Raw genomic sequence first — 15344 nt, 5'->3', positions numbered from 1 at the left:
ATCTACACCACTCTCAGCGTCCAATACAAACGTTTGTTTGAATTGCCCGCAAGCTAGGTAAATCAAAGCAACGCGGCTTATAACTGACCATTTTGCCGTATTGACCGGAATAGGCGTTCCGGTCAATATACGGTCGGTTTTGCGCATCCCGTAGGCAGACTGTGGGTTTCAAGGCCACCTCGAAAGACAGGCTGAAGGCAAATAAGGGTGACGCGCGAGCCACGATGGCGCGCAGTTTACACGCCACGATAATGAATGACCTCTCAGTCACCGCTGACGAACGGTCATCACTCCCGTGAGCAAGGTCCCCCGCCGACGATTGCCGGTGTTTTTGGAGGTGCCCTTGTGTGCCGATGAGCATCAAACCGCCAGGTTCGCCTAGGCGACTTTCTTTTCACCGGAGAGTAACGAGGAATCCATGAAGGTTCTTGTAGCTGTCAAACGCGTTGTCGATTACAACGTGAAAGTTCGCGTCAAGGCGGACAATTCCGGCGTCGACCTCGCTAACGTCAAGATGTCGATGAACCCTTTCTGCGAAATCGCCGTGGAAGAAGCCGTACGCCTGAAAGAGAAAGGCGTTGCGACTGAAATCGTCGTCGTTTCCATCGGTCCGACCACTGCTCAAGAGCAGCTGCGTACCGCCCTGGCGCTGGGTGCCGATCGCGCCATCCTCGTCGAATCCGCTGAAGAGCTGACTTCCCTGGCCGTTGCCAAGTTGTTGAAAGCCGTTGTCGACAAGGAACAGCCATCGCTGGTGATCCTCGGCAAACAAGCCATCGACAGCGACAACAACCAGACTGGCCAGATGCTGGCTGCACTGACCGGTTACGGCCAGGGCACCTTCGCCTCGAAAGTCGAAGTGAGCGGCGACAAGGTTGCCGTGACCCGCGAAATCGACGGCGGCGCGCAGACAGTTTCCCTGAAACTGCCGGCCATCGTCACCACCGACCTGCGTTTGAACGAGCCGCGCTACGCGTCCCTGCCAAACATCATGAAAGCCAAGAAGAAGCCTCTCGAAGTGCTGACTCCGGATGCTTTGGGCGTTTCCACCGCCTCCACCAACAAGACCGTCAAAGTCGAAGCGCCGGCTGCACGCAGCGCGGGCATCAAGGTCAAGTCGGTGGCTGAACTGGTCGAGAAACTGAAAAACGAAGCGAAGGTAATCTAACCATGACTATCTTGGTAATCGCAGAACACGACAACAAGGTCGTGGCTCCGGCCACCCTGAACACTGTCGCCGCCGCCGCCAAAATCGGTGGTGATATCCACGTCCTGGTCGCTGGCCAAAACGTTGGTGCCGTGGCTGAGGCCGCTGCCAAAATCGCTGGCGTGAGCAAAGTACTGGTTGCCGATAACGCAGCCTACGCTCACCAGTTGCCGGAAAACGTTGCGCCGCTGGTAGCAGAGCTGGGCGCTGGCTACAGCCACATCCTGGCTGCCGCCACCTCCAACGGCAAAAACATCCTGCCGCGCGTTGCTGCGCAACTGGACGTTGACCAGATCTCCGAGATCGTTTCGGTAGAAAGCGCCGACACCTTCAAGCGTCCGATCTATGCCGGTAACGCCATCGCGACCGTGCAGTCCACTGCGTCGGTAAAAGTCATCACCGTGCGTGCCACCGGTTTCGACCCGGTTGCAGCTGAAGGTGGTTCGGCTGCGGTTGAAGCTGTGGCTGCTGCCCACGACGCTGGCACTTCCAGCTTCGTTGGCGAAGAGCTGGCCAAGTCCGATCGTCCGGAACTGACCGCTGCCAAGATCGTCGTTTCCGGCGGCCGCGGCATGCAGAACGGCGACAACTTCAAGCACCTGTACGCCCTGGCCGACAAGCTGGGCGCTGCGGTCGGCGCTTCCCGCGCTGCCGTCGACGCAGGTTTTGTACCGAACGACATGCAGGTCGGCCAGACCGGCAAGATCGTTGCGCCACAGCTGTACATCGCCGTCGGTATCTCCGGCGCGATCCAGCATTTGGCCGGTATGAAAGACTCCAAGGTGATCGTTGCGATCAACAAGGACGAAGAAGCACCGATCTTCCAGGTGGCTGATTACGGCCTGGTGGCGGACTTGTTCGAAGCCGTACCCGAGTTGGAGAAGCTGGTCTAATCCAGCCGCTTCACTTATAAAGAGCCCGGTCTTTTGACCGGGCTTTTTTTTGCCCGGTAATTTTTCAACTGGAGAACCCTGCCATGGAATTGCGTCCCTGGACTGTACTGCTGGCCCTGTCACTGCTGCCGACGGTGTCGCTGGCGGCGGGCAAATGTGATCGCCTGGTGATCACCGGCAGCCCGGACGCCCCGCCTTATCTGTGGCGTGATCCCCAGGACCCCACGCACTTGATCGGCGCCACCGCCGACATGCTGCAGCAAGTGGCCAAGGACCTCGGGGTGAAAATCGACCTGCTTTACGGCGGCAAACGTTCCCTGGCGCTGGAAGAAGTGCGCAGCGGGCGCATGGACATCCTCGCCGACGCGCCATTGACCCTCGACGCCCTGGACTCCCTCGACTACATCCACCCGGCATTGGTGCAAACCGATTACCTGGTCTGGACCCGCAAGGATTCCTCCCTGGCCTACAGCCAGGCCAGCGACCTGCAGGGCCACAAGGGCGCGGTGTCGGAAAGGGCGCGCCTGAGCCGCGACTTTGAAACCTTCGCCGGTGAGCAACTGACCCTGCAGCGCCTGCCCAGCCTGACCCCGGCGTTCCAGAAACTGCTATTGGGAGAAGTGGACTACGTGCTCGCCGGACGTTATTCCGGCATGGCCATGGCCCAGACGTTGGGCATGAGCAACGACCTGGTGGCGCGGGAAATCCCCATCGACCAGCCGGGCCTGTACCTGGCCATTTCCCACAACTCCGCCTGCAACGATCCGTGGTTGCGCGGACAGCTCGCCAAAAAGATGACAGAATTGCCCGCGTCCGGTCTGGCGGAAACCGCGCTGCAGAGCAATCTTGAGCGCTGGAAAGCGCAGTTGCAGCAACCCGTCGGCACCCCAACAAAGTAGGGATTTTCAGTGACTATTCGACCTCTTTTCGCGGCCCTCGCCGTTGTAGCTCTGGCGGGATGTGCAGCCGATCCTGCGCCGAATGAACAGATGCGCCTGACCCAGCAAGCCCTGGAACAAGCCAGCGCCGTGGGCGCCGTTGCCAGCGATTCGCCCGAGCTGAAGCTGGCGGAAGACAAGTTCACCCAGGCCCGTGCCGACATGGCCGATGAATCCTACAAGGACGCCCGCATGCAGGCTGAAGAAGCCGAGCTGGACGCCCGCCTGGCGGAAGCGCGGGTGCTGACCCGCAAAAGCCAGGAGCAACTGAACGTGCTCAACACCCGCATCACCCGCCTGCGCAAGCAGTTGCAGTTGGGAGACGCCCAATGAGCCCGTTGATGCGTGGGTTGAGCTGTGTGGTGTTGCTGGGCAGTGCGCTGGGTGGTTGTGCGACGCACCCCGACAGTAACCTCGCCTTGCAACAGGCCAGCACTGACTTCCAGAAGGTCAAGGAAGATTCGAATGTGCTGCGTATCGCACCCAAGGACGTGATTCGCGCCGGTGAGTCCCTGGCCCGTGCCGACCGTTTCTCCAGCTTCTGGGGCAGCGGCGCCGATGTGGCGCATTACGCCTACCTGAGCCAGCGCTACAGCGCGATTGCCCGGGAACACACCGAGCAGGCACTCAATCAGGAGCGTGGGGTCAAGCTGGAGCTGGAACGCCAGCGCCTGCAACTGGCCCTGCGTGAAGCCAAGCTCTCCAGCGTTCAGCAACAGGGCAAATGGATTGAGGCGCAGATATCCAGCCTGACCACCGTTCAGCCTGATCGCGGGCTGGTGATGACCCTGGGTGACGTGCTGTTCGATACGGGTGATGCAGAGCTGCAAAACTCGGCCAACCGCACCGTGCTCAAAGTGGTGCAGTTCCTGCAACTGAACCCCAAGCGCGTGGTGCGCATCGAGGGTTACACCGACAATACCGGCGGCGAACAGGAAAATATCAAACTGTCCCGGGACCGCGCTCAAGCGGTTGCGGATGTACTGAGCGACCTGGGGATCGACGAAAAACGCATTCAGGTCGAAGGCTACGGCGATCAGTATCCGGTCGAAGCCAACGCGTCTGAGCGGGGCAGGGCGCAGAACCGTCGGGTAGAAATTGTGTTCTCCGACGAAAAAGGCCAGCTGGGCGCTGCTCGCTGAACCTGTTGTTCAAGATGGAGGGGTGATTCCTGTAGGAGCTGTCGAGCCCCAGCGAGGCTGCGACAGGATCGCCTCGGTGCACCTGCGAGACCGCAGCGCCTGCATCGCAGCCTCGCTGAAGCTCGACAGCTCCCACATAAGCCCGATCAATGATCGGGTTTTTTATGCCCGCGATTCAGTTCGCAACCCTTACAGTTTTTTCTATCACTGCCGCCCGCGCTCGACTATTGTGGCAACTGTCCCCGTACACTTCTAAACTGTGCCGGTATGTTTCACACAAAAATAAAATACCCGTGAAATCGAGTGCTGCGTCATGACCAATCTGTTGCTCTACCAACGTATCGCCCAGCAGCTGGCTGAGGATATCCGCCGCGGTGTCTATCAACCGGGCGAGCGCGTGCCTTCGGTACGCAAAATGAGCTCCCAGCTCAACGTCAGCCACGCCACCGTGTTGCAGGCCTACGCGAACCTGGAAGACCAGGGTTTGATTCGCGCGCGGCCGCAGTCCGGGTATTACGTGCACCAGACGCCGGCGCTCACTGCGCCCACGCCGGACATCGCCCGGGTCGAGCGTCCAGGGTTGGTCACCCGCAGCAGCATCATTCAACAGGTGTTGGTGGAATCCCGTCGCGAAGGCGTGTTCCCGCTGGGCGCCGCCGTGCCGAGTGTCGACTACCTGCCCGTGCGCGCGCTGCATCAGCAACTGGCCAAGGTCACGCGTTTCCAGAGCCCGCGGGCGTTCAGTTACATGTTCAGCCCGGGTTTCGAGCCGCTGCGGCGCCAGGTGGCGATCCGTATGCGCGATGCCGGGGTGGTGGTCGACCCCTCCGAAGTGGTGATCACCCATGGGTGTGTCGATGCATTGCAGATGTCGCTGCGGGTGCTGACCCGCCCCGGCGACCTGATCGCCGCCGAATCGCCGACCTATTACGGCTTGCTGCAACTGGCCGATCTGCTGGGCCTGAAGGTCATCGAAATCCCCAGCGACCCGGCCACCGGCATGAGCCTGGAAGCCCTGCAACTGGCAGCCAACCAATGGTCGATCAAGGCCCTGGTGCTGACCACGCGCCTGAGCAATCCCCTGGGCGGCACCATGCCCGAAGAGCGGCAGAAACAGTTGCTGCGCCTGGCCTCGGATTTCGATATCCAGGTGGTCGAGGACGATATCTATGGCGAACTGATGTTCGAACTGGGCCGCACCAAGGCCCTGAAAGCCTACGACCGTCTGGACCGGGTCATCTATTGCTCGAGTTTCTCGAAGACCCTGTCACCGGGCATTCGCATTGGCTGGATGATTGCCGGCAAGTACCAGCAGGAAATCCAGCGCCTGCAAATGTTCAGCACCCATTCGGCCTGCAGCGTGACCCAGATGGGCACGGCGGCGTACCTGGAGAATGGCGGCTACGACCGCCATCTGCGCTATATCCGCCAGGAGTACCGCAAGAACCTCAGCGCGTTCCAGCTGGCCGTGCAGCAGTATTTTCCCGAAGGCACCCAGATGACCCGCCCGACCGGCGGTTTTATCCTGTGGGTCAGTTTGCCTGGACGGGTCAATACCCAGGAACTGCACGTGCGCGCCTTGCAGCAGGGCATCAGCATTGCACCGGGGCTGATCTTCAGTAATACGGAACAGTTCAACCACTGTATTCGCCTGAACTGCGGCACCCCGTGGAACCGCGAGGCGGAGCGCGCCTTGATGACCCTCGGGATGCTGGCAAGCCAGTTATGCCAGGAAACTGCGGCGGGTTTTTGAGGCATGGAAAGGGGACACGACGGGTAGCTGGCTAATTACCATGCTTGTCATACCGTCCTCAACAAGCGAGCATATGGCCTTCTGCCGTTAATGCTGCTGGCGATATGACTTATACCTTTCCTGCTGCCCTGCTGATCTGCGTGTTAAGCCTGTGTAACGCTGGCGCTGTCCTGGCGGCTCCCGCTAGTGAAGCGGTGCCTGCTGCCAGCTCCCAGCAAACGGTGCCGGCGAAAAAAGCCGCTGCGGCCAAGAAGGCACCGGTCGCGAAGAAAGCCCCCGCAAAGAAAGCAACGCCGGTTAAAAAACGTGCGCCTATCGCCAGCAAGTCAAAGTCGGCCCACGAAGTCGCCAAGACGCCGCTGCCGCCCGCGGAGCTGGATTTGAGCCTGCCGTCGAACATGGTTCGCCACCTGCAACCCCTCGGCACCATGCCGCAGCCGAAGAACGTGCCGCTGCTGCCGCCGATGTTTGCCGAAAAGCCCACTGACAACAGTGCCTTCCAGATCAACGGGCGCCTGCTCAGCAATGAAATGCAGCTGCAACTGCGCAACGAAGAACGCCGCGAAGTTGAAGGTGCGGCGCTGGATTTCCAGTTCAAGCAATAAACCCGACGAGTAAACGTGACGCGCACCCCTGACCTTCTGTCGCAGACTGGTCAGTCACTTTTGTTTTCGGTGAAAAACCCCTGTTAAGCCAATTTAAAACGTCTGTTTAAGGGCGTAGTCTTACGTGGCCATCAACACTTGAGTTGTCGAGGATCTGTTCGTCATGAAATGCCGTGAAGGCTGTGGCGCTTGCTGCATTGCCCCATCCATCAGTTCTCCGTTGCCGGGAATGCCTGCCGGCAAACCGGCGGGCGAACGCTGCCTGCATCTTTCGGTCGAACAACTGTGCCAGTTGTTTGGCCAGCCTGAGCGGCCCGCAGTGTGTAGTTCGTTCCAGGCGGATATCGAGGTCTGCGGCAGTAGCCAGGCAGAAGCGATCAGGTTGATCGGCTGGTGGGAACAGATGACGGCGGCTTAGTGGGCTGTTCAAAGTACTGAACTTCAACAATAAGGAATAAGACCATGGGTTCACTGAAACGAATTGCTGTGTTGTGCGGTTTTACCGCGTTGTTCGCTGCCGCAGCGCATGCTGAAGACTGGCAGACGGCCAAGGATGAAGACGGCATCAAAGTGTCCTTGAGTGAAATTGCCGGTTCCAAGTACAAGGCTTATCGCGGTGTGACGACCATCAAGGCGCCGCTGGCCAAGATCCAGGCGCTGCAGGAAGACGTGGCGGGGGCCTGCTCCTGGATCCACGAATGCAAGTCGCAGAAACTGCTCAAGCAGGAAGGCGACAAGAGCTGGACCTACACCCAGTTCAAGGCACCGTTCCCGGTGACCGATCGTGACTCGATCCTGGAAATCACCACCACCAAGGCTGCCGACGGCACCGTCACCCGCAAGCTGTTGGAAGTGCCGACCTACCAGCCAGAAGTCAAAGGCTATGTGCGCGTAGCCCAGGTCGATGGTTACTGGAAGCTGGTGCCTAAAGGCGACAACCTGACCGAAGTGACCTACCAGGTGCACACCGAGCCAGGTGGCAGCGTGCCGTCTTGGTTGGCCAACAAGTTCGTGGTGGACGCACCGTTCAACACCTTGAAAGCCCTGAAAGAACACGCTGAAAAATAACTGCAGTTGATCAGGTGCCTCCTGCCTTGAGTGGAACGATTTCCAGGCCCTCAAGGTCCAGATAGATGTAAGCCCACCCATGGGTTTTATCGAGGAGGCTCTGATGCCAAAGTGGAACGTTTCCTTCACCAATGATCATGGTGAGTCGGTAGTCGAGCAATTCGAGTGCGAGCAGAAACCCACGCTTGAAGAAGCCGCGCGCCTGGTTCGCGCCCGCGTATCACCGGTGCTGGAGGAACTGGATCTCAACGATCTGGAGGGGCGTATTGCCGAACCCACGGTCAAGATTCTGAAAGATCAAAACAGCATCAAAGACCTCAAGGTCGACCCCGCCGCCTGAACATTCCCTGTACGCCTTTAAACAGACTCTGGTGGAGGTGATAGCTTCGCGCTACTCTGCAATGGAGATCAGCGAATGAATCGCTAAGGTCTGGTCTTGTCAGCTACATGCTTGTCTCCCAGCGGCGACGTCACTGCCGTAACACCCGCGCCCTTGCAGCGCGGGCCTTGGGAAGCACGGAAAGTCTATCCATCGGTTTGAGGAGGACGTTTCATGAGCACAGCCTATCAAGAAGACATCAGCACCAACGTGTTGCGCCGCATGAAAGAGGGCGGCTTTGACTTCTCGCGTTTCCATCCCATCGAGTTCTACGCCATTTTCCCGGATGAGGAACGTGCGCGGCGGGCTGCGGGTCGGTTTCGTGGGGAATCCCTGAATGCCCAGGTCAGCGCACGGGATGACGGCGCCTGGTACCTGGAATTGAGCAAAATCATGTTCGCCACCTACGACGGCATAGGAGACTTCGAGCAGGACTTTGAGGCGGTGGTCGAGCCCTTGGGCGGAATCATCGAGGGATGGGGCGTGAAACAGGAGGTGCGTGGGTTACCCATGTAGCGACATGAGCAACAACACAGCGTATCGGCTGACCTTTGGGTCGGCCGTTTTTGTTTCTGGCGCGGGAAAAATCCTACGCAAAAAAAAGCCACCCGAGCAGGGTGGCCAAAGGGAAGATCGCAAAGGAGGAGAGCGATTCGGTACAAACGGTAATGCGCAATGGATGAGGCTGTAGGACGCGTCCTGTTCAGCTGATGGAGGTGATTATCCGCGGGGTTTGCCGGGCAGTGAAATCAACTCTGACTATGCTGGTGATAGTCATGGCCTGCATTGCAATGAGGCGCCGCCCATGACAGCGGGCATTTGCTGCACCGGGACGGTGCGATGAGACCTGCGTCTATATCCAACTGATTGATACTTAAGTGTTTATGCCGCTGGCACGGGCCTTGCGATGGTTCTGGCGTCCGGGTGACAAGGAGTACGGCATGATCCGCACTTATTATGATGAGATGTACGACGGGGCAGGGCAGGTGCGCCCCCATTACCGCGAATTCGCCCGCTGGTTGGCCGACACGCCGGCCGAACTGCTGGCCCAGCGCCGGCGCGAAGCCGATTTGCTGTTTCACCGGGCCGGTATCACCTTCACCTTGTATGGCGATGAGCAAGGTACCGAGCGCCTGATCCCCTTCGACACGATCCCCCGCAGCATCCCGGCCAGTGAATGGCGGATCGTCGAGCGCGGCTGCATCCAGCGGGTCAAGGCGCTGAACATGTTCCTCGCCGACCTCTACCACGAACAACGCATTATCAAGGCCGGGATCATCCCCGCCGAGCAAGTCCTGGCCAACGAGCAGTACCAGTTGGCGATGCAGGGCCTGGACCTGCATCGGGATATCTATTCCCACATCTCAGGTGTCGACCTCGTACGCGATGGCGACGGCACTTACTACGTCCTCGAAGACAATCTGCGTACTCCCAGCGGCGTGAGCTACATGCTCGAAGACCGCAAGATGATGATGCGCCTGTTCCCCGAACTGTTCGCGGCCCAGCGCATCGCGCCCATCGACCACTATCCCAACCTGTTGCTCGACACCCTGAAAAGCTCCAGCCCGCTGGATAATCCCAGTGTGGTGGTGCTGACGCCTGGGCGTTTCAACAGTGCGTTCTTCGAGCATGCATTCCTGGCCCGGGAAATGGGCGTGGAACTGGTGGAAGGCGCCGACCTGTTCGTGCGTGATGACCGCGTGTTCATGCGCACCACCGATGGTCCCAAGGCGGTGGATGTGATCTACCGTCGCCTCGACGACGCGTTCCTCGACCCGCTGGCCTTCAACCCGGACTCCATGCTCGGCGTACCGGGCCTGCTGGCGGCGTATCGCTCGGGCAACGTGGTGTTGGCCAATGCCATCGGCACCGGGGTGGCGGATGACAAGTCGGTGTACCCCTTCGTCACCGAGATGATCCGTTTTTACCTGGATGAAGAACCGATCCTGAAGAATGTTCCGACGTTCCAGTGCCGTAATCCCAGTGAACTGTCCCACGTACTGGCCAACCTTCCGCAACTGGTGGTGAAGGAAACCCAGGGCTCCGGTGGCTATGGCATGTTGGTCGGCCCGGCCGCCTCGGCGGCGGAAATCGAAGCCTTCCGCGCACGTATCAAGGCCAAGCCCCACGCCTATATCGCGCAACCGACCCTGTGCCTGTCGACATGCCCGACCTTCGTCGAAAACGGCATCGCGCCACGCCACATCGACCTGCGCCCGTTTGTGCTGCAAGGCAAGGAAACCCGTGTGGTGCCCGGCGGCCTGACTCGTGTGGCGCTGCGGGAAGGTTCGCTGGTGGTCAACTCGTCCCAGGGCGGCGGCACCAAAGACACCTGGGTGGTCGAGGATTGAAATATGTTGAGTAGAACTGCCTCGGATTTGTATTGGATGTCACGCTACCTGGAGCGCGCGGAAAACCTCGCGCGGATGCTCGATGTCAGTTATTCGCTGTCGCTGATGCCCCAGGACGGGCGCGGCGATGGCCTGCATGAACTGGCGATGCCGCTGCTGATCACCGGCACCCTCGACGATTACCGCGAGCGCCACGGTGAACTGCACGCCGAACGCCTGCTGCACTTCTTCGCCCTGGATGCTGCCAACCCGGCCAGCATCTACAGCTGCCTCGGCGCTGCACGCGCCAGTGCCCATGCCGTGCGTGGGCGAATCACCGCCGACATGTGGGAAAACATCAACGCCACCTGGCTGGAAATTCGCGACATCGCCCAGCAAGGCCTGAGCCGCTACGGCATGAGCCGGTTCTGCGAGTGGGTCAAGGAACGTTCCCACCTGTTCCGCGGTGCCACCTACGGCACCATCATGCGTAACGACGCCTTTCGTTTTATTCGCCTGGGCACCTTTATCGAGCGCGCCGACAACACCCTGCGCTTGCTCGACGCCCGCTATGAAATGGCCGGCGACCAGGCCGAAGCGGTCACCGATGGTACCGCCCATGCCTACTATCAATGGAGTGCGTTGTTGCGGGCGTTGTCGTCGTTCGAGGCCTACACCGAGATCTACCGTGATGCCCCCGGCGCCCGGCAAGTCGCCGAACTGTTGCTGCTGCGCGCCGACGTGCCGCGGTCGCTGCGGGCCTGCAGTGAAGAGATCGACCAGATCCTTGGCAGCCTGCCCGGCATCAACGGTCGCCCGGCCCAACGCCTGGCAGCGGAAATGGACGCACGCCTGCGCTATACAGCCATCGACGAAATTCTCGAGGAAGGCCTGCACGCTTGGCTGACCGACTTCATCCCGCTCGTGCGCGAGTTGGGCGATGCTATTTACAGTTCCTACCTGGAGGCGGCATGAGACTTTCCATCAGCCACGAAACCACCTACCACTACGAAGACCAGGTGCGTGCCAGCATCCAGTACCTGCGGCTCACGCCCCACGACAGCGAGCGCCAGCATGTCCTCAGTTGGCAGTTGGACTTGCCCCGGCCGGTACGGGCGCAACTGGACCCGTTCGGCAACATCCTGCACGTGTTGACCCTGGACGAGCCCCATGAAGCCATCATCATTGGCGCCCGTGGCCAGGTGGATATCGACGAATTGCGCGAGGCCGAACATGAAAGCCAGTCGGCCTTCCCGTTCCTGCGCTGCACCCGTTTGACCGAACCGGACGAGGCCCTGCGCAGCTTTGCCGAAAAGCATTGCCATCAACGCCGCGACCGCAGCGCATTGATCGACCTGATGCACGCGCTGAACCAGTACATGACCTATTCGCCCGGCTCTACCGAAGTCGACACCTGTGCGGCCAAGGCGTTTGCCGGGCGTGCCGGGGTGTGCCAGGACCACACCCACGCCTTCCTCGCCTGTGCCCGCAGCCTGGGGATTCCGGCGCGTTATGTGTCGGGGTATTTGTACAGCGAAGACTGCGAGCACCTCGCCAGCCATGCCTGGGCTGAAGCGTGGCTGGATGACGCCTGGTACAGTTTTGACGTGACCAATCAACTGGCGCGGCCGGAGCGGCATTTGAAGCTGGCGGTGGGTCTGGATTACCTGGACGCCTGCCCGGTACGAGGCATGCGTCGTGGGGGAGGGCATGAGCAGATGCATGCCAAGGTATTTGTAGCGCCGACACCGGTGATTTCGGTGCAGCAGCAGTAGGATCCAGGGAGAGAGGGAGCTCTGTGTAGCAGGAAAGCTCTCCGTGCCAGGACAGCTTTTTGTGGCGAGGGAGCTTGCTCCCGCTGGGCCGCGAAGCGGCCCCAAGGCATGCCCCCGAGTTCTGTCTGGAGAAATGTTATTGCCTGATTGGGGCTGCTGCGCAGCCCAGCGGGAGCAAGCTCCCTCGCCACAGGTTTACCCGAGCCTTAAGGCTGCTTTCTGCCCGCCATATGCTTCAAATACCCCACCAGCAGATCCAGGTCCGCATCCGGCAGCACGCTGGCGGCAAACGCGGGCATTTTCGCCTGTGGCCAGTGCCGCATGCTTTTCGATTTCGGTGCAGCAGCAGTAGGATTCCGGGAGAGAGAGGAAGCTTTGTGTAGCAGGAAAGCTCTCTGTGCCAGGAAAGCTTTTTGTGGTGAGGGAGCTTGCTCCCGCTGGGCTGCGAAGCGGCCCCAAAGCATGCCCCCGAGTTCTCTCTGGAGAAATGTGATTGCCTGATTGGGGCTGCTGCGCAGCCCAGCGGGAGCAAGCTCTCTCGCCACAGGTTTACCCGAGCCTTAAGGCTGCTTTCTGCCCGCCATATGCTTCAAATACCCCACCAGCAGATCCAGGTCCGCATCCGGCAACACGCTGGTGGCAAACGCCGGCATCTTCGCCTGTGGCCAGTGCCGCATGCTTTGCGGATCGCGGATGTAGCGCTTGAGGAAATCCCCGGCAAAATATTCAGTGGGGTTGTAAGGAATATTCAGGTCCGGCCCCACCTGCGCATCGCCGGCCCCGTTCAGGCGATGACATGCCAGGCAGTTCTTCTGGAACAGTGCGAACCCCTGATTCACCGGGTCATTCGCCGCCAGTTTCGGATCCGGCAACAACGCCGGGAAGCGCTCCGCCACCGTCTTCAACTGCTTGATCCCGGAAATCTGAAACGGCCACTGCTCAGGGCTGATATGCCCGGCTTGTGGATCGGTCCACACCATATAAAACGGCCCGGCACTGGGCTTGCCGTCTGCCAGTGGCGGCCACGGATGCGCCGGATCTTCCACCGCCAGCCAGGCCCGCGCGCCGCTTTTTGATAGCAGCGGTGCCGCCGTCAGTTCCGCGGCAAAGCCGTCGAGGGCCACCGCCTGCAGATGATTTTCCGGCGTGATGCCCGGCAACAGTGCTGCCAGCGGCACTGCGCGATACGTCATGTTGCGCTTGTAGGAAACGTCATCAACGATCTGCACCGTCTGCACATCCGGACGCTTGAGCAGTTCGGTGGTTTCCCAGGTTTTGCTGGCGTGATCCAGCTCGACGGTCAATTTCGCGGCGTGCGCCGGCAAGGCCAGCAGCAGGATCAGGAGGACGATGATCTGTTTCAAGAAAGGGCCACATATCGGAAAAGGCGGTGGAACTCACGATACCGCAAAATCACAAAATATCGGCGCGCAAAACGGCAGCTCCTGACGGGATCGCTATACGCAATATCCCGAAAGGCGCTGCCAAAGGCTGCGATCCTGGCGCTGTGTCTGCGCAGAATGTGGAGTGTGAGAGGTCACCCAATGACCTTGGTGAGGTTGGGCAAGATCAGAATCAGGGTGGTGGCGAACAGAATAAGTCCCGCCTGACGTACTTTCGAATGCTTGAACATGGCTGACTGCCTTTTGTTGTTATTCCTGAGCGTCAAATGCGTGCCGGTCGATTCAACTATGACGGTGCTACATGACTCTTTTCTTACAGTTCCTACAGGTGCTCCAGCAAAACCCGGCAGCAACCTTTAACTTCTCTTACAGATTCAACCTTAGAGCCCTCGTTCTATATGGCTTAGATCCATTTCATCTCATCGCCTGAATAAAACTTATTAAAAAGGCATGAGGCCAATTGCCAGCCAGACGCCAGCCCTACGGCTAGACAGCTAAAACGATTAATCAGCCGATTCCCGTAGCCTCCTACCGTTCGTCTGAGCGTGAGCGTCAAGGTCAATGAGCGGTTCGGTCATTGAATCCGGCGCCCCGGCGCCTAAGGTAAGGGCACGATTCGTTGCATAGTGATTCGAGGACGTCATGACCCAAGCTTTGATCTTTGATGCGATACGCACGCCCCGGGGCAAAGGCAAGGCGGATGGCGCCCTGCACAGCGTCAAGCCGGTGAACCTGGTGGCCGGTTTGCTGACGGCACTGCAAAAGCGCACCGACCTCGACACCCGGCAAGTGGATGACATCGTCCTGGGCTGTGTCACACCGATTGGCGACCAGGGCGCCGACATCGCCAAGACCGCCGCCTTGGTGGCGGACTGGGATATCAGCGTCGCCGGGGTGCAGATCAACCGGTTTTGCGCCTCGGGCCTGGAAGCCGTGAACCTCGGCGCGATGAAAGTGCGCTCCGGCTTTGAAGACCTCGTGGTGGTGGGCGGCGTCGAGTCCATGTCCCGAGTGCCCATGGGCAGTGACGGCGGCGCCTGGGTGCTCGACCCGCAAACCAATATGCACAGCCACTTCACCCCGCAAGGCATCGGTGCCGACCTGATCGCCACCCTGGAAGGCTTCACCCGCCAGGACGTCGACGCCTTTGCCCTGCACTCACAGCAGAAAGCGGCGCGGGCCAGATCAGACGGTTCCTTCAACAAGTCGCTGATCGCCGTGCAGGACCAAAATGGCATTGTGCTGCTGGATCAGGACGAATTCATCCGTGCCGATTCCACCCTCGAAGGCCTGGGCAAACTCAAGCCCAGCTTCGAAATGATGGGCCAGATGGGCTTCGACGCCACGGCGTTGCGGGTCTACAGCCACGTCGAACGCATCAATCACGTGCACACACCGGGCAACAGTTCCGGGATCGTCGATGGCGCGGCGCTGATGCTGATCGGTTCTGAAGCAAAAGGTCGCGAACTCGGCCTGCAACCCCGGGCGCGGATCGTCGCCACCGCTGTCACCAGTACCGACCCCACCATCATGTTGACCGGCCCGGCACCGGCAACCCGCAAGGCACTGGCCAAGGCGGGTTTGCGGGTTGAAGACATCGACCTGTTCGAGGTCAACGAAGCGTTTGCGTCGGTGGTGCTCAAGTTCATCAAGGACATGGGCATCGACGCCGCCCGGGTCAACGTCAACGGTGGCTCCATCGCCATGGGCCACCCGCTGGGCGCCACGGGCTGCGCGATTCTCGGCACCTTGCTCGATGAGCTGGAGGTGCGCCAGCAGCGTTATGGCCTGGCCACCCTGTGTGTCGGCGGCGGCATGGGTATCGCCACTATCATCGAACGCCTCTGAGCC

The 15344-nt window shown here is 60.0% G+C and carries 16 protein-coding genes and 1 pseudogene; 15 read left to right on the top strand and 2 right to left on the bottom strand.

What is annotated here, in order from left to right:
- Positions 1 to 418: 418 nt before the first annotated feature.
- The 14 genes from AC3WKX_RS02595 to AC3WKX_RS02530 all read left to right on the top strand — a co-directional run bounded on the left by AC3WKX_RS02595 (position 419) and on the right by AC3WKX_RS02530 (position 12090).
- Positions 419 to 1168, top strand: coding sequence for an electron transfer flavoprotein subunit beta/FixA family protein (locus AC3WKX_RS02595; protein WP_004371224.1), 750 nt, complete (start codon positions 419 to 421; stop codon positions 1166 to 1168).
- A gap of 2 nt (positions 1169 to 1170) precedes the next feature.
- On the top strand, positions 1171 to 2100 hold the full coding sequence (locus AC3WKX_RS02590; protein WP_004371223.1) for an electron transfer flavoprotein subunit alpha/FixB family protein: 930 nt from the start codon (positions 1171 to 1173) through the stop codon (positions 2098 to 2100).
- 83 nt (positions 2101 to 2183) lie between these two features.
- Positions 2184 to 2999: a substrate-binding periplasmic protein gene (locus AC3WKX_RS02585; protein WP_102369693.1), complete on the top strand. Its 816-nt coding sequence runs from the start codon at positions 2184 to 2186 to the stop codon at positions 2997 to 2999.
- A 9-nt stretch (positions 3000 to 3008) separates the two neighbouring features.
- Positions 3009 to 3371 carry a DUF4398 domain-containing protein gene (locus tag AC3WKX_RS02580; protein ID WP_008434912.1) on the top strand — a complete coding sequence of 121 codons (363 nt, stop codon included), beginning with the start codon at positions 3009 to 3011 and terminating at the stop codon, positions 3369 to 3371.
- Positions 3368 to 4180, top strand: a complete 813-nt coding sequence (locus tag AC3WKX_RS02575; protein WP_004371220.1) for an OmpA family protein — start codon at positions 3368 to 3370, stop codon at positions 4178 to 4180. Before AC3WKX_RS02580 ends, AC3WKX_RS02575 begins: the two co-directional genes overlap by 4 nt.
- 313 nt (positions 4181 to 4493) lie before the next feature.
- A complete protein-coding gene (locus tag AC3WKX_RS02570) occupies positions 4494 to 5933 on the top strand; it encodes an aminotransferase-like domain-containing protein (RefSeq protein ID WP_008434911.1) in 1440 nt (479 codons plus the stop codon).
- A gap of 104 nt (positions 5934 to 6037) precedes the next feature.
- A complete protein-coding gene (locus AC3WKX_RS02565; RefSeq protein WP_102369692.1) occupies positions 6038 to 6538 on the top strand; it encodes a translation initiation factor 2 in 501 nt (166 codons plus the stop codon).
- A 163-nt stretch (positions 6539 to 6701) separates the two neighbouring features.
- A complete protein-coding gene (locus tag AC3WKX_RS02560; RefSeq protein WP_004371217.1) occupies positions 6702 to 6956 on the top strand; it encodes a YkgJ family cysteine cluster protein in 255 nt (84 codons plus the stop codon).
- A 44-nt stretch (positions 6957 to 7000) separates the two neighbouring features.
- The gene (locus AC3WKX_RS02555; protein ID WP_004371215.1) at positions 7001 to 7606 is read left to right on the top strand and encodes an START domain-containing protein; all 606 of its coding nucleotides are present in this window, start codon (positions 7001 to 7003) and stop codon (positions 7604 to 7606) included.
- Between the two features lie 79 nt (positions 7607 to 7685).
- Positions 7686 to 7946, top strand: coding sequence for a hypothetical protein (locus tag AC3WKX_RS02550; RefSeq protein ID WP_004371213.1), 261 nt, complete (start codon positions 7686 to 7688; stop codon positions 7944 to 7946).
- A 213-nt stretch (positions 7947 to 8159) separates the two neighbouring features.
- Positions 8160 to 8501, top strand: a complete 342-nt coding sequence (locus tag AC3WKX_RS02545; protein WP_003193463.1) for a ribonuclease E inhibitor RraB — start codon at positions 8160 to 8162, stop codon at positions 8499 to 8501.
- 425 nt (positions 8502 to 8926) lie between these two features.
- Positions 8927 to 10336 (top strand): circularly permuted type 2 ATP-grasp protein, encoded by a 1410-nt coding sequence (locus AC3WKX_RS02540; RefSeq protein WP_004371206.1) that lies wholly within the window; start codon positions 8927 to 8929, stop codon positions 10334 to 10336.
- Positions 10337 to 10339: 3 nt separating this feature from the next.
- The gene (locus AC3WKX_RS02535) at positions 10340 to 11290 is read left to right on the top strand and encodes an alpha-E domain-containing protein (RefSeq protein WP_004371204.1); all 951 of its coding nucleotides are present in this window, start codon (positions 10340 to 10342) and stop codon (positions 11288 to 11290) included.
- Positions 11287 to 12090, top strand: coding sequence for a transglutaminase family protein (locus tag AC3WKX_RS02530; protein ID WP_004371203.1), 804 nt, complete (start codon positions 11287 to 11289; stop codon positions 12088 to 12090). The genes AC3WKX_RS02535 and AC3WKX_RS02530 overlap by 4 nt, the downstream gene beginning before the upstream one ends.
- A gap of 206 nt (positions 12091 to 12296) precedes the next feature.
- Here the strand turns inward: AC3WKX_RS02530 and AC3WKX_RS02525 are convergent.
- Positions 12297 to 12419, bottom strand: a pseudogene (locus tag AC3WKX_RS02525) (cytochrome c); the annotation flags it as partial.
- A gap of 231 nt (positions 12420 to 12650) precedes the next feature.
- Entirely contained in the window at positions 12651 to 13454 is an 804-nt protein-coding gene (locus tag AC3WKX_RS02520; RefSeq protein WP_102607487.1) for a c-type cytochrome, read from the bottom strand.
- Between the two features lie 681 nt (positions 13455 to 14135).
- Between AC3WKX_RS02520 and AC3WKX_RS02515 the strand changes: the two genes are divergently transcribed.
- Positions 14136 to 15341 (top strand): acetyl-CoA C-acetyltransferase, encoded by a 1206-nt coding sequence (locus AC3WKX_RS02515; protein ID WP_102604811.1) that lies wholly within the window; start codon positions 14136 to 14138, stop codon positions 15339 to 15341.
- The last annotated feature ends 3 nt before the right edge of the window (positions 15342 to 15344 follow it).

It is taken from the genome of Pseudomonas sp. GP01-A4 (assembly GCF_058780865.1).
Note: the sequence above shows the minus strand (reverse complement) of the source record. Positions and strands in the feature narration are given on the sequence as shown.